General features: G+C 42.6%; 28 protein-coding genes. 27 read left to right on the top strand and 1 reads right to left on the bottom strand.

The annotated features are described in order from the left end of the window. The first annotated feature begins 1 nt into the window (after nucleotide 1). The 7 genes from rlmN to spoVM all read left to right on the top strand — a co-directional run bounded on the left by rlmN (nucleotide 2) and on the right by spoVM (nucleotide 6,227). Nucleotides 2-1,084: a 23S rRNA (adenine(2503)-C(2))-methyltransferase RlmN gene (rlmN, locus tag NST65_RS07510; RefSeq protein ID WP_111290877.1), complete on the top strand. Its 1,083-nt coding sequence runs from the start codon at nucleotides 2-4 to the stop codon at nucleotides 1,082-1,084. A gap of 3 nt (nucleotides 1,085-1,087) precedes the next feature. Beyond that, the gene (locus NST65_RS07515) at nucleotides 1,088-1,858 is read left to right on the top strand and encodes a Stp1/IreP family PP2C-type Ser/Thr phosphatase (protein WP_034281746.1); all 771 of its coding nucleotides are present in this window, start codon (nucleotides 1,088-1,090) and stop codon (nucleotides 1,856-1,858) included. Continuing rightward, complete coding sequence (pknB, locus tag NST65_RS07520; RefSeq protein WP_111927355.1) at nucleotides 1,852-3,807, top strand: Stk1 family PASTA domain-containing Ser/Thr kinase; 1,956 nt, start codon at nucleotides 1,852-1,854, stop codon at nucleotides 3,805-3,807. The genes NST65_RS07515 and pknB overlap by 7 nt, the downstream gene beginning before the upstream one ends. 12 nt (nucleotides 3,808-3,819) lie before the next feature. Continuing rightward, entirely contained in the window at nucleotides 3,820-4,716 is an 897-nt protein-coding gene (gene rsgA, locus NST65_RS07525) for a ribosome small subunit-dependent GTPase A (protein WP_070325807.1), read from the top strand. 3 nt (nucleotides 4,717-4,719) lie between these two features. Further along, nucleotides 4,720-5,370 (top strand): ribulose-phosphate 3-epimerase, encoded by a 651-nt coding sequence (rpe, locus tag NST65_RS07530; RefSeq protein WP_041117359.1) that lies wholly within the window; start codon nucleotides 4,720-4,722, stop codon nucleotides 5,368-5,370. A 60-nt stretch (nucleotides 5,371-5,430) separates the two neighbouring features. Continuing rightward, the gene (locus tag NST65_RS07535) at nucleotides 5,431-6,075 is read left to right on the top strand and encodes a thiamine diphosphokinase (protein ID WP_034281751.1); all 645 of its coding nucleotides are present in this window, start codon (nucleotides 5,431-5,433) and stop codon (nucleotides 6,073-6,075) included. A 71-nt stretch (nucleotides 6,076-6,146) separates the two neighbouring features. Beyond that, the gene (gene spoVM / locus NST65_RS07540) at nucleotides 6,147-6,227 is read left to right on the top strand and encodes a stage V sporulation protein SpoVM (protein WP_008354550.1); all 81 of its coding nucleotides are present in this window, start codon (nucleotides 6,147-6,149) and stop codon (nucleotides 6,225-6,227) included. 72 nt (nucleotides 6,228-6,299) lie between these two features. On the opposite strand, the gene rpmB is transcribed toward spoVM, so the two are convergent. Continuing rightward, on the bottom strand, nucleotides 6,300-6,488 hold the full coding sequence (rpmB, locus tag NST65_RS07545) for a 50S ribosomal protein L28 (protein ID WP_003212514.1): 189 nt from the start codon (nucleotides 6,486-6,488) through the stop codon (nucleotides 6,300-6,302). A gap of 271 nt (nucleotides 6,489-6,759) precedes the next feature. Here rpmB and NST65_RS07550 point away from each other — a divergent pair, with 271 nt between their 5' ends. The 20 genes from NST65_RS07550 (at nucleotide 6,760) to trmD (ending at nucleotide 26,088) form a co-directional block, all read left to right on the top strand. Then, nucleotides 6,760-7,122, top strand: coding sequence for an Asp23/Gls24 family envelope stress response protein (locus NST65_RS07550; protein WP_008344871.1), 363 nt, complete (start codon nucleotides 6,760-6,762; stop codon nucleotides 7,120-7,122). A 15-nt stretch (nucleotides 7,123-7,137) separates the two neighbouring features. After that, nucleotides 7,138-8,811, top strand: coding sequence for a DAK2 domain-containing protein (locus NST65_RS07555; RefSeq protein ID WP_034281752.1), 1,674 nt, complete (start codon nucleotides 7,138-7,140; stop codon nucleotides 8,809-8,811). 148 nt (nucleotides 8,812-8,959) lie between these two features. Beyond that, the gene (gene sdaAB, locus NST65_RS07560; RefSeq protein ID WP_024424201.1) at nucleotides 8,960-9,622 is read left to right on the top strand and encodes an L-serine ammonia-lyase, iron-sulfur-dependent subunit beta; all 663 of its coding nucleotides are present in this window, start codon (nucleotides 8,960-8,962) and stop codon (nucleotides 9,620-9,622) included. Between the two features lie 20 nt (nucleotides 9,623-9,642). Continuing rightward, entirely contained in the window at nucleotides 9,643-10,545 is a 903-nt protein-coding gene (gene sdaAA, locus NST65_RS07565; protein WP_024424200.1) for an L-serine ammonia-lyase, iron-sulfur-dependent, subunit alpha, read from the top strand. Further along, nucleotides 10,523-12,571: an ATP-dependent DNA helicase RecG gene (recG, locus tag NST65_RS07570; protein WP_065214346.1), complete on the top strand. Its 2,049-nt coding sequence runs from the start codon at nucleotides 10,523-10,525 to the stop codon at nucleotides 12,569-12,571. The genes sdaAA and recG overlap by 23 nt, the downstream gene beginning before the upstream one ends. A 112-nt stretch (nucleotides 12,572-12,683) precedes the next feature. Next, nucleotides 12,684-13,250: a transcription factor FapR gene (gene fapR / locus NST65_RS07575; RefSeq protein ID WP_024424199.1), complete on the top strand. Its 567-nt coding sequence runs from the start codon at nucleotides 12,684-12,686 to the stop codon at nucleotides 13,248-13,250. A 15-nt stretch (nucleotides 13,251-13,265) separates the two neighbouring features. Continuing rightward, nucleotides 13,266-14,264, top strand: a complete 999-nt coding sequence (gene plsX / locus NST65_RS07580; RefSeq protein WP_065214347.1) for a phosphate acyltransferase PlsX — start codon at nucleotides 13,266-13,268, stop codon at nucleotides 14,262-14,264. 15 nt (nucleotides 14,265-14,279) lie between these two features. Then, a complete protein-coding gene (gene fabD, locus NST65_RS07585; protein ID WP_065214348.1) occupies nucleotides 14,280-15,224 on the top strand; it encodes an ACP S-malonyltransferase in 945 nt (314 codons plus the stop codon). Continuing rightward, nucleotides 15,224-15,967 carry a 3-oxoacyl-[acyl-carrier-protein] reductase gene (gene fabG, locus NST65_RS07590; protein ID WP_024424196.1) on the top strand — a complete coding sequence of 248 codons (744 nt, stop codon included), beginning with the start codon at nucleotides 15,224-15,226 and terminating at the stop codon, nucleotides 15,965-15,967. The genes fabD and fabG overlap by 1 nt, the downstream gene beginning before the upstream one ends. 81 nt (nucleotides 15,968-16,048) lie before the next feature. After that, the gene (gene acpP, locus NST65_RS07595; RefSeq protein WP_008344853.1) at nucleotides 16,049-16,282 is read left to right on the top strand and encodes an acyl carrier protein; all 234 of its coding nucleotides are present in this window, start codon (nucleotides 16,049-16,051) and stop codon (nucleotides 16,280-16,282) included. Between the two features lie 181 nt (nucleotides 16,283-16,463). After that, entirely contained in the window at nucleotides 16,464-17,207 is a 744-nt protein-coding gene (gene rnc / locus NST65_RS07600) for a ribonuclease III (RefSeq protein WP_034281759.1), read from the top strand. A 105-nt stretch (nucleotides 17,208-17,312) separates the two neighbouring features. Further along, entirely contained in the window at nucleotides 17,313-20,873 is a 3,561-nt protein-coding gene (gene smc / locus NST65_RS07605; protein ID WP_065214349.1) for a chromosome segregation protein SMC, read from the top strand. 21 nt (nucleotides 20,874-20,894) lie between these two features. Then, entirely contained in the window at nucleotides 20,895-21,881 is a 987-nt protein-coding gene (ftsY, locus tag NST65_RS07610) for a signal recognition particle-docking protein FtsY (RefSeq protein ID WP_024424194.1), read from the top strand. Between the two features lie 143 nt (nucleotides 21,882-22,024). Continuing rightward, a complete protein-coding gene (locus NST65_RS07615) occupies nucleotides 22,025-22,357 on the top strand; it encodes a putative DNA-binding protein (protein ID WP_012009935.1) in 333 nt (110 codons plus the stop codon). Nucleotides 22,358-22,370: 13 nt separating this feature from the next. Beyond that, on the top strand, nucleotides 22,371-23,711 hold the full coding sequence (ffh, locus tag NST65_RS07620; RefSeq protein ID WP_034281763.1) for a signal recognition particle protein: 1,341 nt from the start codon (nucleotides 22,371-22,373) through the stop codon (nucleotides 23,709-23,711). Between the two features lie 105 nt (nucleotides 23,712-23,816). Further along, nucleotides 23,817-24,089 (top strand): 30S ribosomal protein S16, encoded by a 273-nt coding sequence (gene rpsP / locus NST65_RS07625; RefSeq protein WP_008344841.1) that lies wholly within the window; start codon nucleotides 23,817-23,819, stop codon nucleotides 24,087-24,089. Then, a complete protein-coding gene (locus tag NST65_RS07630; protein ID WP_024424192.1) occupies nucleotides 24,089-24,334 on the top strand; it encodes a KH domain-containing protein in 246 nt (81 codons plus the stop codon). Before rpsP ends, NST65_RS07630 begins: the two co-directional genes overlap by 1 nt. A gap of 103 nt (nucleotides 24,335-24,437) precedes the next feature. Then, complete coding sequence (locus NST65_RS07635) at nucleotides 24,438-24,824, top strand: YlqD family protein (RefSeq protein WP_024424191.1); 387 nt, start codon at nucleotides 24,438-24,440, stop codon at nucleotides 24,822-24,824. Between the two features lie 8 nt (nucleotides 24,825-24,832). After that, nucleotides 24,833-25,357, top strand: a complete 525-nt coding sequence (rimM, locus tag NST65_RS07640; RefSeq protein ID WP_024424190.1) for a ribosome maturation factor RimM — start codon at nucleotides 24,833-24,835, stop codon at nucleotides 25,355-25,357. Then, the gene (gene trmD / locus NST65_RS07645; protein ID WP_024424189.1) at nucleotides 25,354-26,088 is read left to right on the top strand and encodes a tRNA (guanosine(37)-N1)-methyltransferase TrmD; all 735 of its coding nucleotides are present in this window, start codon (nucleotides 25,354-25,356) and stop codon (nucleotides 26,086-26,088) included. Before rimM ends, trmD begins: the two co-directional genes overlap by 4 nt. The last annotated feature ends 59 nt before the right edge of the window (nucleotides 26,089-26,147 follow it).

Genomic DNA, 26,147 nt, shown 5'->3' on the forward strand with positions numbered 1-26,147 from the left:
AATGACAGAACAAAAAGTAAGAAAAGAACTGAAGACAGAAATGCCGTCGATCTACTCATTTGAGCTTCACGAAATGAAAGAATGGTTAAAAGAACAAGGCGAAAAGCCTTTCCGCGCAGCCCAAATTTTCGAGTGGCTTTATGAGAAACGTGTAACATCTTTTGACGATATGTCTAACCTTTCAAAGGATTTAAGAGAGAAATTAAAAGATCAATTTGCGATCACCACATTAAAAACCGTGATCAAACAAACGTCTCAAGACGGAACGATCAAGTTTTTATTTGAATTACATGATGGCTATACGATTGAAACAGTGCTGATGCGCCACGAATACGGCAACTCTGTCTGTGTCACAACTCAGGTTGGCTGCCGAATCGGCTGTACATTCTGTGCATCTACACTTGGCGGGTTAAAACGAAACCTCGAAGCAGGAGAAATCGTTGCTCAAGTATTGAAAGTGCAGCAGGCACTTGACGAAACAGATGAGAGAGTCAGCTCGGTTGTCATCATGGGAATTGGCGAACCGTTTGATAACTTTGACGAAATGCTTGCCTTCCTTAAAATCATCAACCATGACAACGGCTTAAATATTGGCGCGCGTCACATTACAGTGTCGACAAGCGGAATCATTCCAAAGATCTATCAATTCGCTGATGAGCAAATGCAAATCAATTTTGCTGTCTCTCTGCATGCACCGAACACAGAGATCAGAAGCCGTCTGATGCCGATCAATAAGGCATATAAGCTGCCAAAATTAATGGAAGCCATTGAATACTACATTCAAAAAACGGGTAGACGTGTCAGCTTTGAATACGGCCTGTTTGGCGGAGTAAATGATCAAGTTCATCATGCAGAAGAGCTTGCAGACTTATTAAAAGGAATCAAGTGCCACGTGAACCTCATTCCGGTGAACTATGTACCGGAAAGGGATTATGTAAGAACACCGAGAGAACAAATCTTCCTATTTGAAAAAACGCTGAAAGAACGCGGCGTAAACGTAACGATTAGACGAGAGCAAGGCCATGATATTGATGCTGCTTGCGGTCAGCTAAGAGCGAAGGAGCGTCAGGAAGAGACGAGGTGACGAATGTTGATAAGGGCAGCCTTTCAAACCGATACAGGAAAAGTCCGTCAGCATAATGAAGATGATGCAGGTATTTTTGAAGCAAAAGAAGACACCCTTCTAGCTGTTGTAGCAGATGGAATGGGAGGTCATCTTGCTGGTGATGTCGCCAGCAGGATGGCCGTCTCTTCTTTAAAAGAATACTGGGAAGAAACATCTTCAATCCCAGCAAAACCAGCAGAGCAAGAAAGCTGGTTAATCTCAAAAATTAGTGACATTAATGATCAAGTATATGAACATGCGAAAAACAATGAGGAGTGCCAAGGAATGGGGACGACCATTGTTTGTGCGCTCGTTCATTTGCAAACGGTCACAATTGCCCATATTGGAGACAGCCGCTGCTACTTGCTAAGAGAAGGAGCACTGACCCAGCTTACGGATGACCATTCACTTGTAAATGAGCTTGTGAAAACAGGTGAAATTTCTAAAGAGGATGCAGAATATCATCCAAGAAAAAACGTGCTCACAAAAGCATTAGGGACAGATAAACACGTTCAAATTGATGCACATACTTTTGAAGTGGACCCAGGAGATCAAATCCTGCTTTGCTCAGATGGTTTATCCAATAAAGTAGAAGAAGAGAATTTGATTCATATTTTAACGCAAACGACCGCACCAGATGAAAAAGTAACAGCATTAATCCAAACAGCGAATGACAACGGCGGTGAAGATAACATTACAGCAGTATTGTTAGAAATCTCCTCCCAGCCAGAGGAGGGTGACAGCAAGTGTTGATCGGAAAACGGATCAGCGGCCGTTATCAGATTCTTCGCGTCATAGGCGGAGGCGGAATGGCAAACGTTTATTTGGCGGAGGACATGATTTTAGATCGCGAAGTTGCGATTAAAGTTTTGCGCTTTGACTTTGCAAGCGATGATGATTTTATTAGACGTTTCCGGCGCGAGGCGCAATCAGCCGCAAGCTTAGATCATTCAAATATTGTCAGCATCTACGATGTAGGGGAAGAAGATGACATTTATTATATTGTCATGGAATATGTCGAGGGGATGACGCTGAAAGAATACATACACGCCAATGGCCCGCTTCATCCGAAAGAAGCCGTTCGCATTATGGAGCAAGTCGTTGCGGCGATGGAAGAAGCCCATGCAAAGCAGCTCGTCCACCGGGACATTAAGCCTCACAATATATTAATAGACAACATGGGAAATATTAAAGTCACTGATTTTGGGATTGCCATTGCACTCAGCTCAGCGACCATCACCCACACAAATTCGGTCCTAGGATCCGTGCACTATTTGTCTCCAGAACAAGCACGCGGAGGTCTTGCGACGAAAAAGTCAGACATCTATTCACTTGGAATTGTGCTCTATGAACTCATTTCTGGACGCATGCCATTTGAAGGGGAATCAGCTGTCAGTGTTGCGCTGAAGCATTTGCAATCAGAGCCGCCATCTGTCAGAAGGTGGAATCCTTCTGTTCCACAAAGCGTGGAAAACATCATTTTAAAGGCAATGGCCAAAGATCCATTTTATCGATATGAAGATGCATCTGAAATGCAAAAAGATCTGCAAACTGCTTTCGACCCTTCAAGACTAAAAGAAAAACGCTTTGTCATTGAAGAGGATCATGAAGCAACGAAAGCGATCCCAATCATTCAAGATCATCAAGTCGATCAAGACAATGAAAAAACAGCTGTCCATCCGGTGCAAAAACCGAAGAAAAAAGAGAAACAAAAGCCGAAAAAGAAACGAAAAAAATGGCCTTGGGTTGTGGCATCCATCCTGTTTATTCTAACTGCTGCGACCATTTTAGCTATCACTGTGTTTCCCGGACTGCTCTTTCCAAAAGATGTTGAGGTCTCTGATGTATCTGGCATGACGATTGAAAAAGCAGAGGACACCTTGAAGAAAGCCGGCTTTACCGTCGCCTCTGAACCAATTGAGATCGCTGATGAAAAAATTGAAAAAGGGCTTGTCGTCAAAACAGACCCGAAAATCGGCACAAAGGTAAAAGAAGGAACCGAGATTCAGCTTTACCAAAGTACTGGCAAAGAAAAGACCGAATTACCTGATGTAACAGGTGAAAAGGTTGATAAAGCAAAAGAATTATTAGAGAAAAAAGGGTTTAAGCAAGTTGTTGTGGAGGAAGTAAATGATAATGACACCGAATCTGGGATTGTCATGGAACAGAAACCTTCAGCGAGTACTGAGCTTGTGGCAGCAGATGAAGAAGTGACGTTGACGGTCAGCATAGGTCCTGCCGATATTACATTGCGGGATTTAACGACATATAGTAAACAGGCTGCATCGAATTATTTAGAGGATAACGGATTAAAGCTTGATGAAAAAGAAGCGTATTCTGATGATGTGCCAAAAGGTGAGGTAATGAAGCAGGAACCAGGAGCTGGTACTGCTGTGAAACCAGGTGATACGGTTAAAATCACCTTCTCACTTGGACCGAAGAAAAAACCGGCTAAAACGGTAACTGAAAAGATTGCCATCCCGTATGAACCAGTAACTGAAGGGCAAGAAATGACCGTTCAGATTTCCATTGACGATGCTGAGCATAGCATTTCTGATTCATATGAAACCTTTAACATCACTGCACCAACTGAACGGACCATTAAATTTAAGATTGAACCAGGTCAAAAAGGATACTATCAAGTGACAGTTGATGATAAGGTCGTAAGCTCTAAAACAATCGAATACCCTGACGATGAATAAAGGAGGGACTTTATGCCTGAGGGCAAAATTATTAAAGCATTAAGCGGATTTTATTATGTGCTCGATGAGTCTCTAGAAAGTGGAAAAGTGATTCAGTGCAGAGCGAGAGGTATTTTTCGGAAAAACAAAATCACACCTCTTGTTGGAGATTATGTTGTATATCAAGCGGACAACGATAAAGAAGGCTACTTATTAGAAGTAAAAGAGCGGACAAACGAACTTGTTCGTCCGCCTATTAGTAACGTCGATCAAGCGGTGCTCGTTTTCTCTGCGACAGAACCAACCTTTAGCACATCGCTTTTAGACAGATTTCTAGTGCTGGTGGAAGCAAATGATATTAAGCCGATTATCTGTATCACAAAAATGGACTTATTGAAAACAGATGAAGAGCTTGAAAGTATTCAAGGCTATGCAGAGGACTACCGGCAAATTGGATATGATGTTCATGTAACATCCACGATCGAGGGAGACGGAATTGAAAAGCTGACCCCGCATTTTCACAATAAAATCACTGTATTTGCCGGTCAGTCTGGTGTAGGTAAGTCCTCTCTTTTAAATGCGATGAGTCCTGATTTGGCGCTGAAAACCAATGATATTTCCTCTCATCTTGGAAGGGGGAAGCATACGACAAGACATGTCGAACTCATTCGTACAGCAGAAGGGCTCATTGCAGATACACCTGGCTTTAGCTCGCTCGAATTTACCGGCATCGAAGCGGAAGATTTAGGCCTTTACTTTTTAGAAATTAAAGAGCGGAGTGCAGATTGTAAGTTTAGAGGCTGTCTGCACGTGAAAGAGCCTGGCTGTGCGGTAAAAGGCGCGGTCGAACAAGAGCAAATCAGAGCGTATCGCTATCAGCATTATTTAGAGTTTTTAACTGAAATCAAAGACAGAAAGCCGAGGTACTAACTCATGGTTTATATTGCCCCTTCCATTTTATCAGCAGATTTCGCCAATTTGGAGAAAGATATCCGTGATGTGGAACAAGGCGGAGCGGATTACATTCATATCGACGTGATGGACGGCCATTTTGTACCGAATATTACATTTGGACCGAATGTTGTGGAAGCGATCAGACCGCATACAAAGCTGCCGCTCGATGTTCACTTAATGATTGAGCAGCCAGACCGGTATATTCCTGCATTCGCAAAAGCAGGTGCTGACATTATTTCTGTCCATGTAGAAGCTTGTCCGCACTTGCACAGAACGATACAGCACATAAAAGAACAAGGCGTAAAAGCAGGCATCGTCTTGAACCCGCACACACCTGTTTCTCAGATTGAGCATGTATTAGAGGATGTAGACCTTATCTTATTCATGACGGTGAATCCTGGTTTTGGCGGACAGGCGTTTATTCCATCTGTCCTCACGAAGGTAAAAGAAGTGAAGTCCCTTAGCGAACAAAAGGGCTTATCAGACTTACTCATAGAAATAGACGGCGGTGTCAATGTAGAGACTGCAAAGAGCTGTAAAGAGGCGGGCGCTAACTTACTTGTGGCCGGCTCAGCGATATACGGTAAAAACAACCGTGCAGCAGCCATTCAGGCCATTCGAGAAGCGTAAAAAAAGGAACCAAAGTCACTCTGATCTTTGGTTCTTTTTACATGGAGAGGAGCGTATATCATGCACATACATATCGTAGCCGGCGGTCCTTTTGATTACATCCCGCCCCTTGAACATGAAGCATCACAGGACGATATTCTCTGGGTCGGTGTAGACCGGGGGACGCTCTTTTTACTAGAGCACGGCATCATGCCTGCCAAGGCTTTTGGTGATTTTGACAGTGTGACAGAAGAAGAGCTTTGCGAGCTGAAAAAGAAATTGCCTGCCTTGAATGTATTTCAGGCTGAAAAAGATGAAACCGATTTAGAGCTTGCGCTGAACTGGGCCATGCGCCAGCACCCTGCGCATATTCACATTTACGGCATTACAGGAGGAAGGGCTGATCACTTTCTAGGAAATATTCACCTTCTATATCAAGGCATTCAGCACAAGCAGAACATCACTCTTGTAGATAAGCAAAATATCATTCAAATGTTTGGTCCTGGTACATACGAAATAAAAGAAGACCCTGATAAAAAATATGTGTCGTTTCTGCCCTTTGGTACATCGGTTGAAAAGCTGACATTAAAAGGTTTCAAATATCCTCTGAAAAATTGTCATATTGAGCCTGGTTCCACACTATGTATTAGTAACGAACTCATCCACTCAAATGGTACTTTTTCTTTTCATGAAGGCATATTAATAATGGTAAGAAGCAAAGATTGACCAACCTATCAATGTGGATGGCTGATTAAGCTCAATTGTGCTGCAAGCGGTACTTTTAGGAGGGGGACAAAATGAAATTTTATACAATCAAACTGCCTAGATTTCTTGGCGGCATTGTCCGTGCGATGCTTGGTTCATTTAAAAAAGATTAATGAGTAATCTCCTTTATTTCCACATAAAAACGCCTGCTACAGTTTATTGTAGCAGGCGTTTACTCTTCTTGCTTATACACGCTCAACTTTACCAGATTTCAAAGCTCGAGCTGATACATATACTCTTTTAGGCTTACCGTCCACTAGAATACGAACTTTTTGAAGGTTCGCGCCCCATGTACGTTTTGTAGAGTTCATTGCGTGAGAACGGTTGTTCCCAGCTTTTGTTTTTCTGCCTGTAATAACGCATTTACGTGCCATTTGTTTCCCTCCTAACTGCGAAAACATCATCATATTCTTCATATACGTACTTAGAGATGCCTCAAGATACTTTAATAATTTACCACAGCTTCAAGGGGTTTGCAAGGATTGTTTACTCCTCTTTCAAGAAAAATACCTTGACATCTTGATAAAAAATCGAGGCTATAGTATAAGTAAGATTGGGTCGGATTGAATGATTTCTTTTAAAAAGAAGGGTCTTATAGTAAAATAGTGATAACTCAGGGCAATTTCTCAAAAAGGGGGAACCAATGTGTCCATTGAACTTAGAACGAAATACGGACAAATTGATATATCAAATGAAGTCATTGCAATGGTGGCAGGAGGCGCTGCGATCGATTGCTATGGTATTGTTGGCATGGCGTCCAAAAACCAAATTAAGGACGGCTTGACGGATATTCTCCGCAAAGAGAACTTCAGCCGGGGTGTTCTTGTGCGTCAGAAAGAAGACCGCATTCATATTGATATGTACATCATCGTCAGCTACGGTACAAAAATATCAGAAGTCGCACATAATGTTCAAACGAAAGTCAAATACACGATTCATCACACAATTGGACTTTCTGTTGACTCGGTCAACATTTATGTACAAGGAGTAAAAGTTACGAACCCGTAGTAAGGAGGAAATATATTGTCTATTAGAAATCTTGATGGCCGCTCATTTGCAAAAATGATTCTTGCAGGTGCTCACCATCTTTCTCAAAACGCACAAATTGTGGATGCGTTAAATGTTTTTCCAGTGCCAGACGGAGACACGGGGACAAATATGAATTTGTCGATGACTTCAGGGGCAAAAGCAGTTGAAGAAACAAACACCGATCATATTGGGAAGGTCGGCGTGGCCCTCTCGAAAGGGTTATTGATGGGCGCAAGAGGAAACTCTGGCGTGATCCTGTCACAGCTCTTTAGAGGTTTCAGTAAACATATTGAACAAAAAGAAACGATTGATGCAAAAGAATTTGCTCTTGCCTTACAGGCGGGTGTTGATACAGCATATAAAGCCGTGATGAAACCGATTGAAGGAACGATCTTAACAGTTGCAAAGGATGCAGCAAAGAAAGCGGTTGCTGTTTCGGCAGCAGAGGATCAAATTGACCGCGTTCTAGAGTTAACGATTGAGGAAGCAAGAGCATCACTTGATCGAACGCCAGATCTGCTTCCTGTCTTAAAAGAAGTGGGTGTTGTCGATAGTGGAGGTAAAGGACTTCTATGCGTATATGAAGGTTTCCTTGCTTCATTAAGAGGTGAAGAGCTTCCTCCTAAATCGGCTTCTTTACCTACGCTAAAAGAACTCGTTAGTGCAGAGCATCATAAAAGTGCACAAAGCCATATGAACACAGAAGATATCGAATTTGGCTACTGTACTGAATTTATGGTGAAATTTGAAGAAGACAAACAGTCCTTTGATGAGAATGCCTTCAGAGAAGACTTAAGTGAATTCGGAGATTCACTTCTTGTGGTGTCTGACGATACACTGGCGAAAGTTCATATTCATGCCGAGCAGCCAGGAGATGTTTTATCATATGCACAGCGCTACGGCAGCTTGATTAATATGAAAATTGAAAACATGAGAGAGCAGCATAGCTCAATCGTGAACGAAGAAAGAGAACATGTGCCTGCTGCACCAAAAGCACCTGCTGCTGAAAAACAGCGCTTTGGTGTGGTCAGTGTCGCAATGGGAGAAGGAATTGCTGACTTGTTCAAAAGCATCGGAGCTTCCGTCGTCATTGAAGGCGGGCAGACGATGAATCCGAGCACAGAAGACATTGTCACAGCAATAGAAAGCGTACATGCCGAAACCGTCTTTATCTTACCTAATAATTCTAATATTGTCATGGCAGCTAAACAGGCGGCAACTGTCTCAAACCGTGAGGTCGTTGTCATTCCGACGAAGACCGTTCCTCAAGGAATGTCGGCACTTCTTTCTCTCAATGAAGCAGCTTCAAATGAAGACAATGAAAGAGCGATGCTAGAAGCGATTGACCATGTGAAAAGCGGGCAAATTACCTTTGCAGTAAGAGATACTCAAATTGATGGAATCGACATTGCGAAAGGTGACTATATGGGTCTGTTCAACGGGAAAATCACGTTAACAGCGAAAAATCAATTAGATGCAGCAAAAGAACTTCTAACCAAAATGGTGACAGAAGATGATGAGATTGTCACCATCATTAAAGGGGAAGATGCATCATCTGATGAGCTGGATGCGTTACAAGCCTTTATTGAAGAAACATTTGAAGATGTAGAAGTTGAAGTCCACGATGGAAAACAGCCGCTTTATTCATATATTTTGGCGGTTGAATAACGAAAGAAGGGCAAATAAAGCCCTTCTTCTTCTTTTGCAATTTTTTACTAGCCATTCAACGGTGAAATGAGTTGCGGGAAACGAATGAATCCATTAGTCTAAAGAAAGAACCAAACCATACGCGAGTGGTGATGAGAGGGGAAGACCTATGAAATTTAGAAGTGTGTTTGATATTATTGGACCTGTCATGATTGGGCCATCAAGTTCGCACACAGCGGGTGCGGCTCGTATAGGGAGAGTAGCCCGCAGCTTATTTGGAAGAGAACCGAAACGAATTGTCGTTTCATTTTATGGTTCTTTTAAAGATACGTATAAAGGACACGGTACAGATGTCGCCATTATCGGCGGTGTTCTTGACTTTGATACATTTGATGAACGAATCAAAACAGCGATTGATATTGCAAAAAGCAAAGAGATTGACATTGAATTTAAAGAAGAAGAGGCGGTGCCGGCGCATCCGAATACAGCAAAAGTAGAGATTTCAGATGCGAACGGAAGCCTTGAACTAATCGGGATTTCCATCGGCGGAGGTAAAATTGAAATCACAGAATTAAATGGCTTTGAGCTCAGGCTCTCAGGGAATCATCCTGCTATTCTTGTGGTTCATAACGATCGCTACGGGACGATTGCGGCAGTTGCCAATGTCTTAGCGAAATTCGCCATCAACATCGGTCATATGGAAGTGGCGCGTAAAGATGTCGGGCAAGAGGCACTGATGACGATTGAAGTAGATCAAAATATTGACCCAGCTGTCCTATCAGAGCTAGAAACGCTGCCAAACATTATTCAAGTCACACAAATTGCAGAGTAACAACAAGGAGGTTATGAATGATGTTTAAAAACGTCAAAGAACTCGTGCAGCTAACAGAAGAACGGAATACCTCCATTTCAGAAATTATGATTGTGCAAGAAATGGAAGTGACAGGGAAGTCACGTGAGGAAATTTTCTCCCAGATGTACCGCAACCTAGAAGTGATGGAGCAGGCCGTTGAAAATGGGCTGAAGGGTGTGAAATCATTATCAGGCTTAACAGGCGGAGATGCAGTCAAACTTCAAGCCTATATCGCATCAGGCAAAACACTGTCTGGTCATACGATATTAGATGCTGTCAGTAAAGCAGTTGCAACAAATGAAGTCAATGCTGCAATGGGAACCATTTGTGCCACGCCTACAGCAGGCTCAGCAGGTGTTGTACCAGGTACGTTATTTGCAGTAAAAGAAACATTAAAGCCAACAAAGGAACAAATGGTCAGATTCCTATTTACTTCTGGCGCATTTGGTTTTGTTGTGGCGAATAACGCCAGCATTTCCGGTGCAGCAGGCGGCTGTCAGGCAGAGGTAGGTTCTGCATCAGGGATGGCGGCAGCAGCTATTGTTGAGATGGCAGGCGGGACACCGCAGCAATCTGCAGAAGCGATGGCGATTACACTGAAAAATATGCTTGGACTTGTTTGTGATCCTGTAGCGGGACTTGTCGAGGTACCTTGCGTGAAACGAAATGCAATGGGTGCATCTAACGCCATGATTGCAGCAGACATGGCTCTTGCCGGCATCACAAGCCGCATTCCATGTGATGAAGTCATTGATGCGATGTACAAAATCGGTCAAACGATGCCAACGGCTCTTCGCGAAACAGCCCAAGGCGGTCTCGCAGCGACACCGACAGCAAGAGAGCTTGAAAAGAAGATTTTCGGAGGTGTGACCTCATCTCGTGATACAGAAACTGCAAGATAATGTCTCTGTCCTGAAGGGGATTGGAGAGGAAACCGAAAAAACACTCAATGAACTTGGAATCTACACAGTAGCCGATTTACTCGGCTACTTTCCTTATCGATATGACGACTATGAGCTTCGTAACTTAGAAGAAGTAAGGCATGACGAACGTGTCACAGTTGAAGGGAAAGTACATAGTGAGCCCGTTCTCACCTATTATGGCAAAAAACGAAGCAGGCTGACATTCAGGCTGCTTGTCGGGCGTTTTCTCATTACGGCGATTTGTTTCAATCGCCCGTATTTAAAACGAAGCCTTGTGTTAGGTGATACAGTTTCCGTCACAGGAAAATGGGATAAAAACCGTCAATCTATCATGGTGCAGGAATTTAAAAAAGGGACGCACGAGCAAGATGGCAGTATAGAGCCCGTTTATTCAGTAAAAGAAAATGTGACCGTGAAAATGATGAGGCGCTTTGTAAAGCAAGCCTTGTCACTTTATGCAGACAAAGCTGAAGATCCATTGCCAAAGCAGCTTGTCTCTGCCTATAAACTCATGTCCTATCAGGAAGCATTAAAAACCATTCATCTCCCAGAAACAAGAGACTCGCTCAAGCAAGCAAGACGCCGTTTTGTGTACGAGGAATTTCTCATCTTTCAGCTGAAGATGCAGGCGATTAGAAAGAAAGAACGAGAGAGAACATCAGGCATCCAGCATCCGTTTTCCAAAGAGGCTGTTTTTGAGTTTGTTAACAGCCTGCCATTTCCGCTGACGAAGGCACAATCAAGAGTGCTTGATGAAATCATGTCGGACATGGCGTCTCCATATCGAATGAACCGGCTGCTTCAAGGAGATGTAGGTTCAGGAAAAACAGCTGTTGCGGCCATTGCGCTTTATGCCGCTCATTTATCAGGTTTTCAAGGTGCATTAATGGTCCCAACAGAAATTTTGGCAGAACAGCATGCCGATTCACTTTACCAGCTGTTTGAAAAATGGGGGCTGAATATCGCCCTTTTGACGAGCTCTGTGAAAGGAAAGCGACGCAGAGAATTGCTTGAACGTTTAAAAGAAGGCGAGATTGACATATTAGTCGGCACGCACGCACTCATTCAAGACGAAGTCGAATTTCAGCAGCTCGGTCTTGTCATCACAGATGAGCAGCACCGGTTTGGCGTAGAGCAGCGGAAAAAACTAAGAAGCAAGGGGCAGGACCCGGATGTCTTGTTTATGACGGCCACACCTATTCCGCGAACACTTGCGATTACTGTCTTTGGAGAAATGGACGTCTCCGTCATTGATGAATTGCCAGCTGGCAGAAAACAAATCGAAACGTATTGGGTGAAGCATGACATGCTTGAGAGAATTCTTGCTTTTGTTGATAAAGAGCTGAGAAAAGGCAGACAGGCATATATTATTTGTCCGCTCATTGAAGAATCAGACAAGCTTGATGTCCAAAATGCGCTTGATGTCCATAGCATGCTCACTGAGGCATACCGCGGCAAGTGGTCGATTGGCTTAATGCATGGGAAGCTGGCGAGTGATGAAAAAGATCAGGTCATGAGAGCCTTTACCGCAAATGAAGTACAAATTCTTGTTTCAACCACAGTCGTTGAAGTCGGGGTCAACGTACCGAATGCAACCATCATGGTCATTTATGATGCAGACCGCTTCGGACTGTCTCAGCTTCATCAGCTAAGAGGCCGGGTCGGACGAGGAGAGCATCAATCATTTTGTATTTTAATGGCTGATCCGAAGTCAGAAACGGGGAAAGAGCGGATGCGGATTATGTCCGAAACAACCGATGGCTTTGAGCTGTCTGAAAAGGACTTAGAACTAAGAGGACCCGGCGATTTCTTCGGTAAAAAACAAAGCGGGATGCCAGAATTTAAGGTAGCAGATATGGTTCACGACTATAGAGCGCTGGAAACGGCTAGAAAAGATGCAGCAGACCTTGTCCAATCGGATGCCTTTTGGACTGATCCCGAATACAAAGAACTCCGGCAAACGCTGATAGACAGCGGTGTGCTGGGAGGAGATAAATTAAGCTGATCAAATGCTGGAGGAATTTTCTTGTCTTTTTGAAACAAGGATTGATTTATCATCTATGAGATTATATACTACTATTAGTACCTAGTCATAAATGTACGGATGGTGTCTGCATATGAAACTAAATAAAAAAGAACGTCAAAAGCTTCTCCAGCAAACGATCAGCTCGACTCCATTCATTACTGATGAAGAATTGGCAAGTAAATTCGGTGTCAGCATACAAACGGTTCGTCTTGATCGTTTAGAGCTGTCGATCCCTGAATTACGCGAAAGAATTAAGCATGTGGCCGAGAAGACATTAGAGGATGAAGTAAAGTCACTTCCACTGGATGAAGTGATTGGAGAAATGATTGATGTAGAACTTGATGACCAAGCCATTTCCATTTTAGAAGTGAGAAAAGAGCATGTATTCAGCCGAAACCAAATTGCCAGGGGACATCATCTCTTCGCCCAGGCAAATTCGCTGGCAGTTGCCGTCATCGACGATGAACTGGCTTTGACAGCAAAAGCGAATATCAGGTTTACAAGGCAGGTGAAACAAGGCGAAAGAGTCGTCTCTAAAGCCAAAGTAGCCTCACATGATAAAGAAAAAGGAAGAACCGTAGTTGAAGTAAACAGCTATGTTGGTGAGGAAGTTGTCTTTTCAGGTGACTTCGTCATGTATCGCTCAAAACAAAAGTAAAAGGTGGCACGTAATATGAGAATTGCAGTCGATGCAATGGGGGGAGATCATGCCCCTAAAGCCATTATTGACGGTGTGCAAAAAAGCTTAACAGCATTTTCAGATATCGAGATTACACTTGTCGGCGATGAAAACAAAATCAAACCATACATAACAAACAACGACCGCATCACGATTTTAGATGCAAAAGAAGTGATTGAACCGACGGATGAACCAGTGCGTGCAGTTAGACGTAAAAAGGATTCATCTATGGTGAAAATGGCGAAGGAAGTATCCGAGGGACGAGCAGATGCCTGCATCTCAGCAGGAAATACTGGCGCCCTCATGACAGCTGGACTGTTTATCGTAGGCAGAATTGACGGTATTGACAGACCGGCACTTGCCCCAACTTTGCCAACACTGGATGGCAGCGGCTTCTTGTTACTAGATGTTGGTGCCAACGTTGATGCTAAACCAGAACATCTCGTGCAATATGCCATGATGGGATCAATCTACGCAGAGCGTGTCTTCCCAAAGAGCAATCCGCGTGTTGGACTGTTAAATGTAGGAACAGAAGATAAAAAAGGCAACGATTTAACGAAAAAAACCTTTGAATTATTAAAAGCATCAGACTTGAATTTCGTAGGAAATGTAGAGTCTCGTGACTTATTAGAAGGTGTTGCTGACGTTGTTGTCACAGATGGTTTCACTGGAAATATTGCGCTTAAAACGATTGAGGGCACAGCCCTTTCTGTCTTTAAAATGCTGAAAGAAACATTAACATCCAGTTTTACAGCAAAAATAGCAGCAGGCATGATGAAGCCGAAATTAATGCAGATGAAATCTAAAATGGATTACTCCGAATATGGCGGTGCCGCTTTATTTGGTTTAAAGGCACCTGTCATTAAAGCGCACGGCTCCTCTGACGAAAATGCCATTTTCCATGCAATTCGTCAGGCACGTGATATCGTAGAAAAAGACGTTTCAGCCATCATTCATCAAGAAGTCCAAAAAGAAACAACGAATGAGTCTTAATGGAGGTAAAGCAGCATGACTAAAATTGCATTTTTATTCCCTGGCCAAGGCTCTCAAAAAATTGGCATGGGAAAAGATTTATTTGACCAAGAAGCAGTATCTAAAGCTGTTTTTGAAGAAGCAGACAAGACCCTCGGGTTTGACTTATCTTCTCTGATTTTTGAAGGGGATGCAGAAGAACTGACGCTCACCTTTAACGCGCAGCCAGCTCTTTTAACGACAAGTATCGCCATCTTAAAGAAATTTGAAGAGAGCGGAATCAAAGTAGATTATACAGCAGGACACAGTCTTGGTGAATACACGGCCCTCGTTGCAGCAGGCGCACTTTCGTTTAAAGATGCTGTTTATGCAGTCAGAAAGCGCGGAGAATTAATGAATGAAGCTGTTCCAGCAGGAGAAGGCGCCATGGCAGCAATTCTTGGCTTAGACAAAGCGGCACTTGAAGAAGTGACAAAAGAAGTGACAGAGAGCGGTCACCTTGTAGAGCTCGCTAACTTAAACTGTCCTGGTCAAATCGTGATATCTGGTACAGCAAAAGGGGTAGAACTTGCTTCAGAGAAAGCGAAAGAAAAAGGCGCAAAACGTGCAATTGCCCTTGAAGTGAGCGGACCTTTCCATTCTGCATTAATGAAACCAGCCGCTGAAAAATTTACGGATGTTTTGTCAAAGCTGGATATTGCGGATGCGAAAACACCGGTCATCTCAAATGTAACAGCAGACATCGTGACTTCCCGAGATGAAATTGAGACAAAACTGATTGAACAACTGTATTCTCCTGTTCGTTTTGAAGAAAGTGTGGAACGCCTTATTGATTTAGGCGTCACAACATTTATTGAAATTGGTCCTGGCAAAGTGCTTTCAGGTCTTGTGAAAAAAGTGAATCGCCGCCTGACGACGATTTCCGTTTCAGATCAAGAAACAATTGAAGCAGCCATTCAAACATTGAAGGGGGATTCTTGATGCTTACAAATAAAACAGCCGTTGTAACAGGAGCATCACGCGGGATTGGCCGATCCATCGCGATTGATTTAGCGAAAAGTGGTGCAAATGTTGTCGTGAACTATTCTGGAAACGAAGCAAAAGCAAATGAAGTCGTAGATGAAATCAAAGCACTCGGCCAGCAGGCATTTGCTGTGAAAGCTGATGTCTCAAATGCTGAAGAAGTACAAGCCATGATGAAACAAGCGATTGATACCTTTGGTTCAATTGACATTCTTGTGAATAATGCAGGGATCACAAAGGACAACCTGCTCATGAGAATGAAAGAGAATGAATGGGATGATGTCATTAACATAAACTTAAAAGGTGTTTTTAACTGTACAAAAGCCGTGACACGTCAAATGATGAAGCAAAGAAGCGGAAGAATCATCAATTTGGCTTCAGTCGTTGGTGTGTGTGGAAACCCTGGACAAGCAAACTATGTTGCAGCAAAAGCTGGCGTCATCGGATTAACGAAAACAACAGCAAAAGAGCTGGCAACTCGTCACATTACAGTTAATGCAGTAGCACCAGGCTTTATTTCAACAGATATGACAGACAAGCTTGATGAAAATGTACAGACGGAAATGCTCAAGCAAATTCCGCTCGCACGCTTTGGTGCACCTGAAGATATTAGCAACGTCGTTGTCTTTTTAGCTTCAGAAGGAGCAGGTTATATTACAGGCCAAACCATCCAAGTAGATGGCGGAATGGTCATGTCCTAAGAAATATCAAAATTTCATTAGGTTTTCTCTAGTTTTTTAAAAACAATTCAACTATAATACTTTGAGGGGAGGTGAAAGGCAATGGCAGACGTATTAGAGCGTGTATCAAAAATTATTGTAGACCGCCTTGGCGTTGATGAGGCTGACGTGAAAATGGAAGCTTCATTTAAAGAAGATTTAGGCGCTGATTCCCTTGATGTAGTTGAGCTAGTTATGGAACTTGAAGATGAGTTCGATATGGAAATTTCTGACGAAGATGCTGAAAAAATTGCAACAGTCGGTGACGCTGTGAACTACATAAATAACCAGCAATAAGTGTAACAAAGTCCCGTCTACTTTTGACGGGACTTTGAAAATTTATGTTAGTTTCAACACATTCAGCTGATCAATTGTCAGCCTTTTTCAGATGCTGGGAGCAATGTTTCCCTGCATGTAGAAAGAGAGACTCCATATAATCAGTATCCTTAAAGGCGATTACGCCTACCTGGAGGTTGCTATGCCAAAACAATATAAAGACAAACAGAAACAGAGCAAAAAACTAGAGCAATTTAGAGAATTCCAGCAGCGCATTTCTGTACAATTTAAAAATGAAAAGCTTCTATATCAAGCCTTTACCCATTCCTCTTATGTGAATGAACACCGGAAAAAGCCATACGAGGATAATGAAAGACTTGAATTTTTAGGAGATGCTGTTTTAGAATTGACCATCTCTCAATTTTTATTTGCAAAATATCCAGCGATGAGCGAGGGAGATTTAACGAAACTAAGAGCGGCGATCGTATGTGAACCGTCACTTGTATCACTAGCACATGAGCTGTCCTTCGGAGACCTTGTTCTTTTAGGAAAAGGCGAAGAAATGACAGGCGGCAGAAAACGCCCAGCACTCTTAGCGGACGTATTCGAGGCGTTTATCGGTGCACTTTATTTAGATCAGGGGCTTGAGCCGGTTGAACGTTTCCTAGAAGCGTACGTCTATCCGAAAATTAACGATGGAGCATTCTCGCACGTCATGGACTTTAAAAGCCAGCTGCAAGAATTTGTGCAGCGCGATGGAAAAGGTGTGCTCGAATACCGTATCCTGCATGAAAAAGGGCCTGCACATAACCGGGAATTTGAAGCAAATGTATCCCTTCGAGGTGAAGTGCTCGGAATTGGAAATGGACGCTCTAAAAAAGAAGCAGAACAGCACGCTGCACAGGAAGCACTTGCTAAATTGCAGAAACATCATATGAACCAATAAAATCCCCCTCGTTATTCAGGGGGATTTCACTCTGTTTTCCATCATCTTTTTTCACTTCATATGGTAAGATGATAGTACTTTAAATACATAAGGAGGATCACTCTCATGTTCCTCAAACGTTTAGACGTGATAGGATTCAAATCATTTGCACAGCGAGTGACCGTGGACTTTGTTAAAGGGGTCACAGCTGTGGTTGGACCAAACGGGAGCGGCAAAAGTAATATTACCGATGCTATCCGCTGGGTACTTGGAGAACAATCAGCGAAAAGCCTCCGCGGAGGAAAAATGGAAGATATCATTTTTGCAGGAAGTGACTCAAGAAAAAGAGTCAATCTAGCAGAGGTGACTTTAACATTAGATAACGAAGATCACTTTTTACCGATCGATTTTCACGAAGTCAGTGTGACAAGAAGGGTCTATCGCTCAGGAGAAAGTGAATTTCTCATAAACAATCAATCTGTCCGCTTAAAGGATATTATTGATCTTTTCATGGATTCAGGTCTTGGAAAGGAAGCTTTTTCAATCATCAGCCAAGGAAAGGTAGAGGAAATTCTATCAAGTAAGGCAGAAGAGAGAAGAAGCATCTTTGAAGAAGCGGCTGGCGTTTTGAAATATAAAACAAGAAAGAAAAAAGCCGAGAATAAACTGTTTGAAACGCAGGACAACTTAAACCGAGTAGAAGATATTCTGCATGAACTAGAAGACCAAGTAGAACCATTAAGAATGCAGGCCTCTATTGCAAAGGACTATTTGCAAAAAAAAGAAGAGCTTGAAAATGTGGAAATTGCCTTAACTGTCCATGACATCGAAGCACTTCATGAAAAATGGACAACACTTGGTGAAGCAGTCGAGCGTTTCAAACAAGATGAAATGAAGCAGTCTACAGATATCCAAGCAAAAGAAGCCAAAATTGAAGAGTCAAGAGACCGCATTCAAGCGCTTGACGAATCAATTAATGACCTGCAAGAAGTTCTTCTTTTCACAAGTGAGGAATTAGAAAAGCTTGAAGGAAAAAAAGAAGTGCTAAAAGAGCGGAAAAAAAATGCGGCCGCAAACCAAGGACAGCTTGAGGAAACGCTCGTTCGTTTAACTGAAAAGCAAGCGCTGTTAACCGAAAAGATTGAGCAGCAGAAAATCACGCGTGACAGCCTGCAAAAAGAAGTGCAGCAGCTAAAAGATGAAGTGAACACAAAGCAGCATCAACTGTCGCTTCATAGTGAAGATGTGGAAGGTCAAATTGAACAGCTGAAAAGCGATTATTTTGATCTGCTCAATGAACAGGCTTCCATCCGTAATGAACGTAAATTACTAGAAGAACAGCAGCGCCAAGCAGCGATGCAGCTAGAGCGGCTGACGCAAAATAACCAAAAACATATCGAAGAACGAGTGTCTGTTAAAGAAAAGAAAACAGAAGCTGAGCAGCAGCTTTCAGCACTGGAAGAAGACATTCTGGCTCAAGTAAAACGCTTTAGAGAAGCAGAACAAAAGCTTGAGCAAATGAAACGTCAATACGAGAAAAAAGAAACGGCTCTTTACCAAGCCTATCAATACGTACAGCAGGCAAAATCAAAAAAAGAAATGCTTGAATCCATGCAGGAAGACTTCTCAGGCTTTTTCCAAGGAGTGAAAGAGGTCTTAAAGGCAAAAGAACGGTTAGGCGGTATTCATGGTGCCATTGCAGAGCTGATTCAAACGGATCAGCAGCATGAGACAGCGATTGAAATTGCGCTGGGTGCAGCCACGCAGCACGTCGTTACAGAAAATGAAGCAGCTGCGAGACAAGCGATTGGATACTTAAAGCAGCATTCCTTTGGACGTGCAACCTTCCTGCCAATGAACGTGATCAAAGAAAGAACCATTCAGCTCAGAGATGTTCAAACAGCAGAGCAGCATGCTGCATTTATCGGCGTAGCGAGTCACCTTGTTTTCTTTGACGAAAAGTATCAAAAGGTGATTCAGAATTTGCTTGGAACTGTGCTGATCGTTAGAGACTTAAAAGGCGCCAATGAACTGGCAAAAATGCTTGGACATCGTTACCGCATCGTGACCCTTGATGGAGATGTCGTAAACCCCGGCGGTTCAATGACTGGTGGCGGCGTAAAGAAAAAGAACAACTCTCTTCTTTCAAGAAACCGGGAGATCGAAACGTTAACAAAGCAGCTCGTTGAAATGGAAGAGAAAACAACGATCCTTGAAAAAGAAACAAAAGAAACGAAGCAATTGATCGGAGCAAACGAAAGCCAATTAAACGAACTGCGTCAGCGCGGCGAAACGCTTCGTGAAAAGCAGCAAGATCTCAAAGGGAAGCTATACGAACTGCAAGTTGCAGAAAAAAATATCAATGCTCATCTTGAACTCTATGATCAAGAAAAAGAAGAATTGCAGCAGCGTTCTACTGAACTCGCGGAGAAGGACAAAAAGCAGGTCGCTCTTGAAGCCTCTATAGGTGAGAAACTGACGGCTCTTGATCAAGAAATCAATACATTAACAAAGCGTAAGCAGACGCAAAGCTCAACGAAAGAAACCATTTCTGCTGAATTAACTGAGCTGAAAATCTCGCTTGCCAAAAAAGAGCAGTCCTTAGCGAATGAACAAGAAAAGCTTTCGAGCTTAATGGCTGAATTAGAAGAAGCTGAACAGACGCTGATGGAAACAAAAGAAGATCTGTCACTCTTAACAAGTGAAATGTCATCTAGTTCAAGCGGAGCCGAACAACTGGAAGAAGCGGCGAAAGAGAAGCTGGAAAACAAAAACAAAACAACCGCACTCATTTCAGAGCGCCGTAAGCAGCGTCTCGCTCTTTCTGAAACATTAGAATTCGCTGAACGTGAGCTTAAAGAACAAAAACGTTTGTATAAGCAGCTCACCACAAGCTTAAAAGATGAAGAAATTAAGCTTGGCCGTATGGAAGTCGAGCTCGATAACCTGATCGCTTATTTGAACGATGAATATGCTCTTTCATTTGAAGGAGCAAAAGAGATGTATCAGTTGACGTTATCGCCAGAAGAAGCAAGAAAACGAGTGAAGCTGATCAAACTAGCCATTGAAGAGCTTGGAACAGTAAACTTAGGCAGCATTGACGAGTATGAACGTGTGAATGAACGCTATCTTTTCTTAACAGAACAGCGAAATGATCTAACAGAAGCGAAAAATACATTATTCCAAGTCATCGAAGAAATGGATCAAGAGATGACAAAGCGTTTCTCTGAGACATTCTCTCAAATCCGCGGGCACTTTGAATCTGTTTTCCAAGCATTATTTGGCGGCGGAAGAGCAGATCTTAAGCTGACAGATTCAAATGATTTACTCAACTCTGGCGTTGATATTGTCGCGCAGCCGCCAGGAAAAAAACTGCAAAACTTAAGCCTGCTTTCAGGTGGAGAGAGAGCCTTAACAGCGATCGCTTTACTATTCTCTATCTTAAAAGTGAGACCTGTTCCATTCTGCGTGTTAGATGAGGTAGAAGCGGCGCTTGATGAAGCAAATGTTTTCCGTTTTGCGCAATATTTAAAGAAATACAGCCAGGAAACACAGTTCATTGTCATTACGCACCGCAAGGGAACAATGGAAGAAGCAGATGTGCTCTACGGCGTGACCATGCAGGAATCAGGTGTTTCTAAGCTCGTATCTGTCAAACTAGAAGAAACGAAAGAGCTTGTCCAGTAATTAAAGGAGGTTTTTGAACCAATGAGCTTTTTTAAGAAATTAAAAGAAAAATTTACGCAGCAAACCGATTCAGTATCAGAAAAGTTTAAAGATGGACTCGAAAAAACGAGAAACTCCTTCCAAGGAAAAGTAAATGAACTGATTTCCCGCTACCGCAAAGTCGACGAAGACTTTTTTGAAGAGCTGGAAGAGGTTCTGATCGGCGCTGATGTCGGTTTCACAACTGTGATGGAACTGATTGATGAGCTGAAAAAAGAAGTGAAATTAAGAAACATTCAAGACCCAAGCGAAGTACAAGCGGTCATTTCTGAAAAACTGGTTGATATCTACAATAGCGGAGAGGAACAAATCTCTGCGCTGAACATTGAAGACGGGCGTTTGAATATCATTTTATTTGTAGGCGTCAACGGTGTTGGAAAAACAACGACTATCGGCAAGCTTGCAAATAAGCTGAAAAATGAAGGGAAATCCGTCATTTTAGCAGCAGGTGATACGTTCCGTGCCGGTGCCATCGAGCAGCTTGAAGTGTGGGGAGAACGTTCAGGTGTTCCTGTCGTCAAACAAACGGCAGGCTCTGATCCAGCAGCGGTGATCTATGATGCCGTTCAATCAGCAAAAGCGAAAAATGCGGATGTCCTCATCTGCGATACAGCAGGAAGACTTCAAAACAAAGTCAACTTGATGAAAGAACTGGAGAAGGTCAAGAGAGTCATTGAACGCGAGGTTCCAGATGCACCTCATGAAGTATTGCTCGCTCTTGATGCGACAACGGGTCAAAACGCCATGGCACAAGCTAAGGAATTTTCTAAAGCGACAAATGTGACAGGGATTGCTTTAACAAAGCTTGACGGTACTGCAAAAGGCGGAATTGTTCTTGCGATTCGAAATGAGCTGAACATTCCTGTGAAGCTTGTCGGTTTAGGTGAAAAGGTGGACGATCTGCAAGAGTTTGATGCAGAATCGTATGTGTATGGATTATTCTCAGACGTAATTGATCAACAAGACTAACAAAAAAATGCCGGCAAATCTGCTGGCATTTTTATTTATGCGTAGCTTCATGAAGTGACAAGATAAAAACTTGACACACAGAAGAGAACCGTGTAAACTTAGTTGATGTAAAGGGAATGAACTTAACAAAGGGGAGAGAGCCCATGACGCTTGAAAAAACAACGAGAATGAATTACTTGTTTGACTTCTATCAATCGTTGTTGACCGCAAAGCAAAAGAGCTACATGTCGCTTTACTACCTAGACGATTTTTCCCTCGGTGAAATTGCGGATGAATATGAAGTATCAAGGCAGGCTGTTTATGATAATATTAAACGGACTGAAGCGATGCTTGAACAATATGAAGAAAAGCTGCTCTTGTTTAAGAAATTTAAAGAGCGTAAAGAACTTCTCAAAAAAATGAGAGAGCTTGTAGCTGATTCTGCGCAAACAGAAGAAGCAGAAGCTTTAATTGAATCGCTTGAGAAATTAGATTAGGAGGCGGCACAGTATGGCATTTGAAGGATTAGCCGACCGACTGCAGCAGACGATTTCAAAAATCCGCGGCAAAGGAAAAGTGTCAGAACAAGATGTAAAAGAAATGATGCGCGAGGTACGCCTTGCCCTTCTTGAAGCTGACGTCAATTTTAAAGTAGTCAAAGACTTTGTGAAAAAAGTAAGTGAGCGGGCAGTTGGACAAGAGGTCATGAAAAGCCTTACCCCTGGACAGCAGGTCATTAAAGTTGTAAAAGAAGAACTCACTGAATTAATGGGCGGAGAAGAGAGTAAGATCGCTGTAGCGAAAAAATCTCCAACAGTCATTATGATGGTTGGTCTTCAAGGGGCAGGTAAAACAACCACAACAGGGAAGCTTGCCAATTTACTTCGCAAAAAACATAATCGCAAGCCGATGATGGTAGCTGCTGATATTTACCGACCAGCAGCGATCCAGCAGCTTCAAACGCTTGGGAAACAGCTTGATATGCCGGTGTTTTCATTAGGTGATCAAGTCAGCCCTGTCGAAATTGCCAAACAGGCAATTGAAAAAGCGAAAGAAGAACACCATGATTATGTCATTTTAGATACAGCAGGACGTCTTCATATCGATGAAGAATTAATGGATGAACTTCAGCAAGTAAAAGAAGTAGCAAATCCAGAAGAAATTTTCCTAGTTGTTGACTCTATGACAGGTCAAGATGCTGTCAATGTCGCGAAAAGCTTTAATGAACAGCTTGGTTTAACAGGTGTCGTTCTAACAAAACTAGACGGTGATACAAGAGGCGGTGCAGCACTTTCTATTCGAGCTGTCACCAATACGCCGATTAAATTCGCTGCACTAGGAGAAAAGCTTGACGCGATTGAACCATTCCATCCAGAGCGGATGGCATCAAGAATTCTTGGCATGGGAGATGTGCTCACGCTGATTGAAAAAGCACAGGCAAACGTCGACCAAGATAAAGCGAAAGAGCTTGAGCAAAAAATGCGGACAATGAGCTTCACGCTCGATGATTTCCTCGAGCAGCTTGGCCAAGTTCGAAATATGGGTCCACTTGATGAACTGATCCAAATGATGCCGGGAGCCGGTAAAATGAAAGGGCTCAAAAACGTCCAAGTAGACGAAAAGCAGCTCAATCATATCGAAGCGATCATTAAATCAATGACGACCGAGGAAAAAGAACAGCCAGAGGTCATCAATGCAAGCCGAAGAAAACGGATTGCAAAGGGAAGCGGAACATCTGTACAGGAAGTCAATCGCCTTTTAAAGCAATTTGATGAAATGAAAAAGATGATGAAGCAAATGACCAACATGTCCAAAGGAAAGAAAAAGGGCTTTAAATTACCATTTATGTAATTGGTTATACATGATAAAACCGTTGTTAAGAAAAAACACTTTACAAACCCTTTTATCATTGTTAATATACTATCTTGTTGAAATATTTTCGGAGGTGCTAGTAAAATGGCAGTAAAAATTCGTTTAAAACGTATGGGAGCAAAAAAATCTCCTTTCTATCGTATTGTTGTAGCAGATTCTCGTTCACCACGTGACGGTCGTTTCATCGAAACAGTTGGAACTTACAACCCAGTGGTATCACCAGCTGAGGTGAAAATCAACGAAGAATTAGCGCTTAAATGGCTTCAAAATGGTGCGAAACCATCTGATACAGTTCGCAATCTTTTCTCAAGCCAAGGAATTCTTGAAAAATTTCATAATGCGAAAAACAGCAAATAATGAATGAGCTGTCCTTGGAAGAATTGATTGTGTCCATCGTCGAGCCACTTGTTGATTTCCCTGAAGATATTCACGTATCTTCATTAGAAAAAGATGAGCAGGTGATTTACACACTGTCTGTCAATGCTGAAGATACCGGAAAAGTGATCGGAAAGCAGGGACGTACAGCAAAAGCGATACGAACAGTCATTTTTGCAGCAAGTGCAGAGTCTTCTAAGAAAGTTCAACTTGAGATTGCTGACTAAAAAGGGAGAGGGCTTAGGACCTCCCCTTTTTTTACACGTTTAAATCTATTTTTCGTTATACTGTAGAGGACAAATGCCTTCGGATAGGGGGACAAAAAGGAAGATGCAGATCATTCAACATGTCACCGTGATGCAAGTATTAACTGAAAGCAGTAAGGACAAACTGTTAACGACTTTTTTGGAGAAAAAAGAAAGACTAGAACGTGAATGCAATCAACTATATTTTCAACTAAAAAAACATGAAAAAGAACCACATCAGCAAGAAGCCATCCCTCAATTTCAAAAAGCGATCGATAAAAGGCAAGAGAAGATCCGGCAAATTGATTTTCAAGTAGAGCAGCTGCATATTTTGCCGCTTGGAAGTGAAATGAAAGAAACAGAAGTGGATGCACTGGTTGAAGTAAAAATAGGTGATAAATGGGATGACAAGATGCAAGATAATGTCATCGTCGTGAAAGACGGCACCATTGTGGAAATACGTCAGGGGTGATTGAGAACATGGAGCTAGAATGGTTGAATGTTGGAAAGATCGTCAATACACACGGAGTGCGCGGAGAAGTACGTGTCGTGTCAAAGACAGATTTCCCAGAAGAGCGCTACAAAAAGGGAAGCGTCCTCTATATTTTTAAGCAAGGTCAAAGCGAGCCGCTGAAAGTGACTGTCGCATCGCATCGCCAGCACAAACAGTTTGATTTGCTCACATTTGAAGAAATCAACTCATTAAATGAAGCAGAGCATTTGAAAGAATCAATCTTAAAGGTAGAAAAAGAACATCTTGGGTCATTAGACGAAGGAGAATTTTATTTCCACCAAATCATCGGCTGTGAAGTATACGATGAAGAGGACAAGCTGATCGGCCAAATCAAAGAAATCCTTACGCCAGGGGCAAATGATGTGTGGGTGGTTGGAAGAAAAGGCAAAAAAGATGCCCTCATTCCATATATACCATCTGTCGTCAAAAAGATCGATATCTCATCCAAAACCGTACACATTGAAGTGATGGAAGGACTTATTGACGAATGAAAATCGATTTCTTAACCCTTTTTCCTGAAATGTTCGAAGGTGTGCTTCACTCATCGATCTTAAAAAAAGCACAGGAGAAAGAAGCTGTCTCATTTCAAGTCGTCAATTTTAGAGAGTATTCGGATCATAAGCATAAAACAGTGGATGACTATCCGTATGGCGGCGGTGCTGGTATGGTACTGAAAGCGCAGCCCGTATTTGATGCGGTAGAAGATTTAACAAAGAAAGCAAGCACGAAACCCCGAATCATTCTTGTCTGTCCTCAAGGGGAAAGATATACACAAAAGAAAGCAGAAGAACTTGCAAAAGAAGAGCATCTTATGTTCATTTGCGGCCACTATGAAGGCTACGATGAGCGCATCAGGGAGCATCTTGTCACAGATGAGATCTCAATCGGAGATTTCGTCCTCACAGGCGGAGAGCTGCCAGCGATGATGATTGCAGACAGTGTGGTCAGGCTTTTGCCTCATGTGCTTGGAAAAGAAGCGTCTCACATCGAAGATTCATTCAGTACAGGTCTGCTTGAGCACCCGCACTATACAAGGCCAGCGGATTATAAAGGACTAAAAGTGCCGGATGTGCTTCTCTCTGGAAATCATGCCAAAATTGAAGAGTGGCGGCGCAAAGAATCCTTGAAGCGAACCTATACAAGACGGCCAGATTTGATCGATTCTTGCAAAACATTAACGGATGAAGAAAAAAGATGGCTTTGGCAGCTTCATAATGACTAGATTGTATTGCACACGGCATAGAGGTATGATATGATACTACTTGTGACTTGGACGGCTTG

The organism is Bacillus sp. FSL P4-0248, from assembly GCF_038593305.1.
In the GTDB taxonomy this organism is placed as follows: domain Bacteria; phylum Bacillota; class Bacilli; order Bacillales; family Bacillaceae; genus Bacillus; species Bacillus safensis.

Excerpts from the sequence above, each read along its gene's own strand:
- rlmN (WP_111290877.1), top strand. The coding sequence starts at position 2 with ATGACAGAACAAAAAGTAAGAAAAGAACTGAAGACAGAAATGCCGTCG.
- rpmB (WP_003212514.1), bottom strand. The coding sequence starts at position 6,488 with ATGGCACGTAAATGCGTTATTACAGGCAGAAAAACAAAAGCTGGGAAC.
- sdaAA (WP_024424200.1), top strand. The coding sequence starts at position 9,643 with ATGTTTAAAAACGTCAAAGAACTCGTGCAGCTAACAGAAGAACGGAAT.
- acpP (WP_008344853.1), top strand. The coding sequence starts at position 16,049 with ATGGCAGACGTATTAGAGCGTGTATCAAAAATTATTGTAGACCGCCTT.
- rpsP (WP_008344841.1), top strand. The coding sequence starts at position 23,817 with ATGGCAGTAAAAATTCGTTTAAAACGTATGGGAGCAAAAAAATCTCCT.
- plsX (WP_065214347.1), top strand. The coding sequence starts at position 13,266 with ATGAGAATTGCAGTCGATGCAATGGGGGGAGATCATGCCCCTAAAGCC.
- spoVM (WP_008354550.1), top strand. The coding sequence starts at position 6,147 with ATGAAATTTTATACAATCAAACTGCCTAGATTTCTTGGCGGCATTGTC.
- smc (WP_065214349.1), top strand. The coding sequence starts at position 17,313 with ATGTTCCTCAAACGTTTAGACGTGATAGGATTCAAATCATTTGCACAG.
- fabD (WP_065214348.1), top strand. The coding sequence starts at position 14,280 with ATGACTAAAATTGCATTTTTATTCCCTGGCCAAGGCTCTCAAAAAATT.
- rsgA (WP_070325807.1), top strand. The coding sequence starts at position 3,820 with ATGCCTGAGGGCAAAATTATTAAAGCATTAAGCGGATTTTATTATGTG.
- sdaAB (WP_024424201.1), top strand. The coding sequence starts at position 8,960 with ATGAAATTTAGAAGTGTGTTTGATATTATTGGACCTGTCATGATTGGG.
- trmD (WP_024424189.1), top strand. The coding sequence starts at position 25,354 with ATGAAAATCGATTTCTTAACCCTTTTTCCTGAAATGTTCGAAGGTGTG.
- NST65_RS07515 (WP_034281746.1), top strand. The coding sequence starts at position 1,088 with ATGTTGATAAGGGCAGCCTTTCAAACCGATACAGGAAAAGTCCGTCAG.
- fabG (WP_024424196.1), top strand. The coding sequence starts at position 15,224 with ATGCTTACAAATAAAACAGCCGTTGTAACAGGAGCATCACGCGGGATT.
- ftsY (WP_024424194.1), top strand. The coding sequence starts at position 20,895 with ATGAGCTTTTTTAAGAAATTAAAAGAAAAATTTACGCAGCAAACCGAT.
- rpe (WP_041117359.1), top strand. The coding sequence starts at position 4,720 with ATGGTTTATATTGCCCCTTCCATTTTATCAGCAGATTTCGCCAATTTG.
- fapR (WP_024424199.1), top strand. The coding sequence starts at position 12,684 with ATGAAACTAAATAAAAAAGAACGTCAAAAGCTTCTCCAGCAAACGATC.
- NST65_RS07635 (WP_024424191.1), top strand. The coding sequence starts at position 24,438 with ATGCAGATCATTCAACATGTCACCGTGATGCAAGTATTAACTGAAAGC.
- NST65_RS07615 (WP_012009935.1), top strand. The coding sequence starts at position 22,025 with ATGACGCTTGAAAAAACAACGAGAATGAATTACTTGTTTGACTTCTAT.
- NST65_RS07535 (WP_034281751.1), top strand. The coding sequence starts at position 5,431 with ATGCACATACATATCGTAGCCGGCGGTCCTTTTGATTACATCCCGCCC.
- rnc (WP_034281759.1), top strand. The coding sequence starts at position 16,464 with ATGCCAAAACAATATAAAGACAAACAGAAACAGAGCAAAAAACTAGAG.
- ffh (WP_034281763.1), top strand. The coding sequence starts at position 22,371 with ATGGCATTTGAAGGATTAGCCGACCGACTGCAGCAGACGATTTCAAAA.
- rimM (WP_024424190.1), top strand. The coding sequence starts at position 24,833 with ATGGAGCTAGAATGGTTGAATGTTGGAAAGATCGTCAATACACACGGA.
- NST65_RS07630 (WP_024424192.1), top strand. The coding sequence starts at position 24,089 with ATGAATGAGCTGTCCTTGGAAGAATTGATTGTGTCCATCGTCGAGCCA.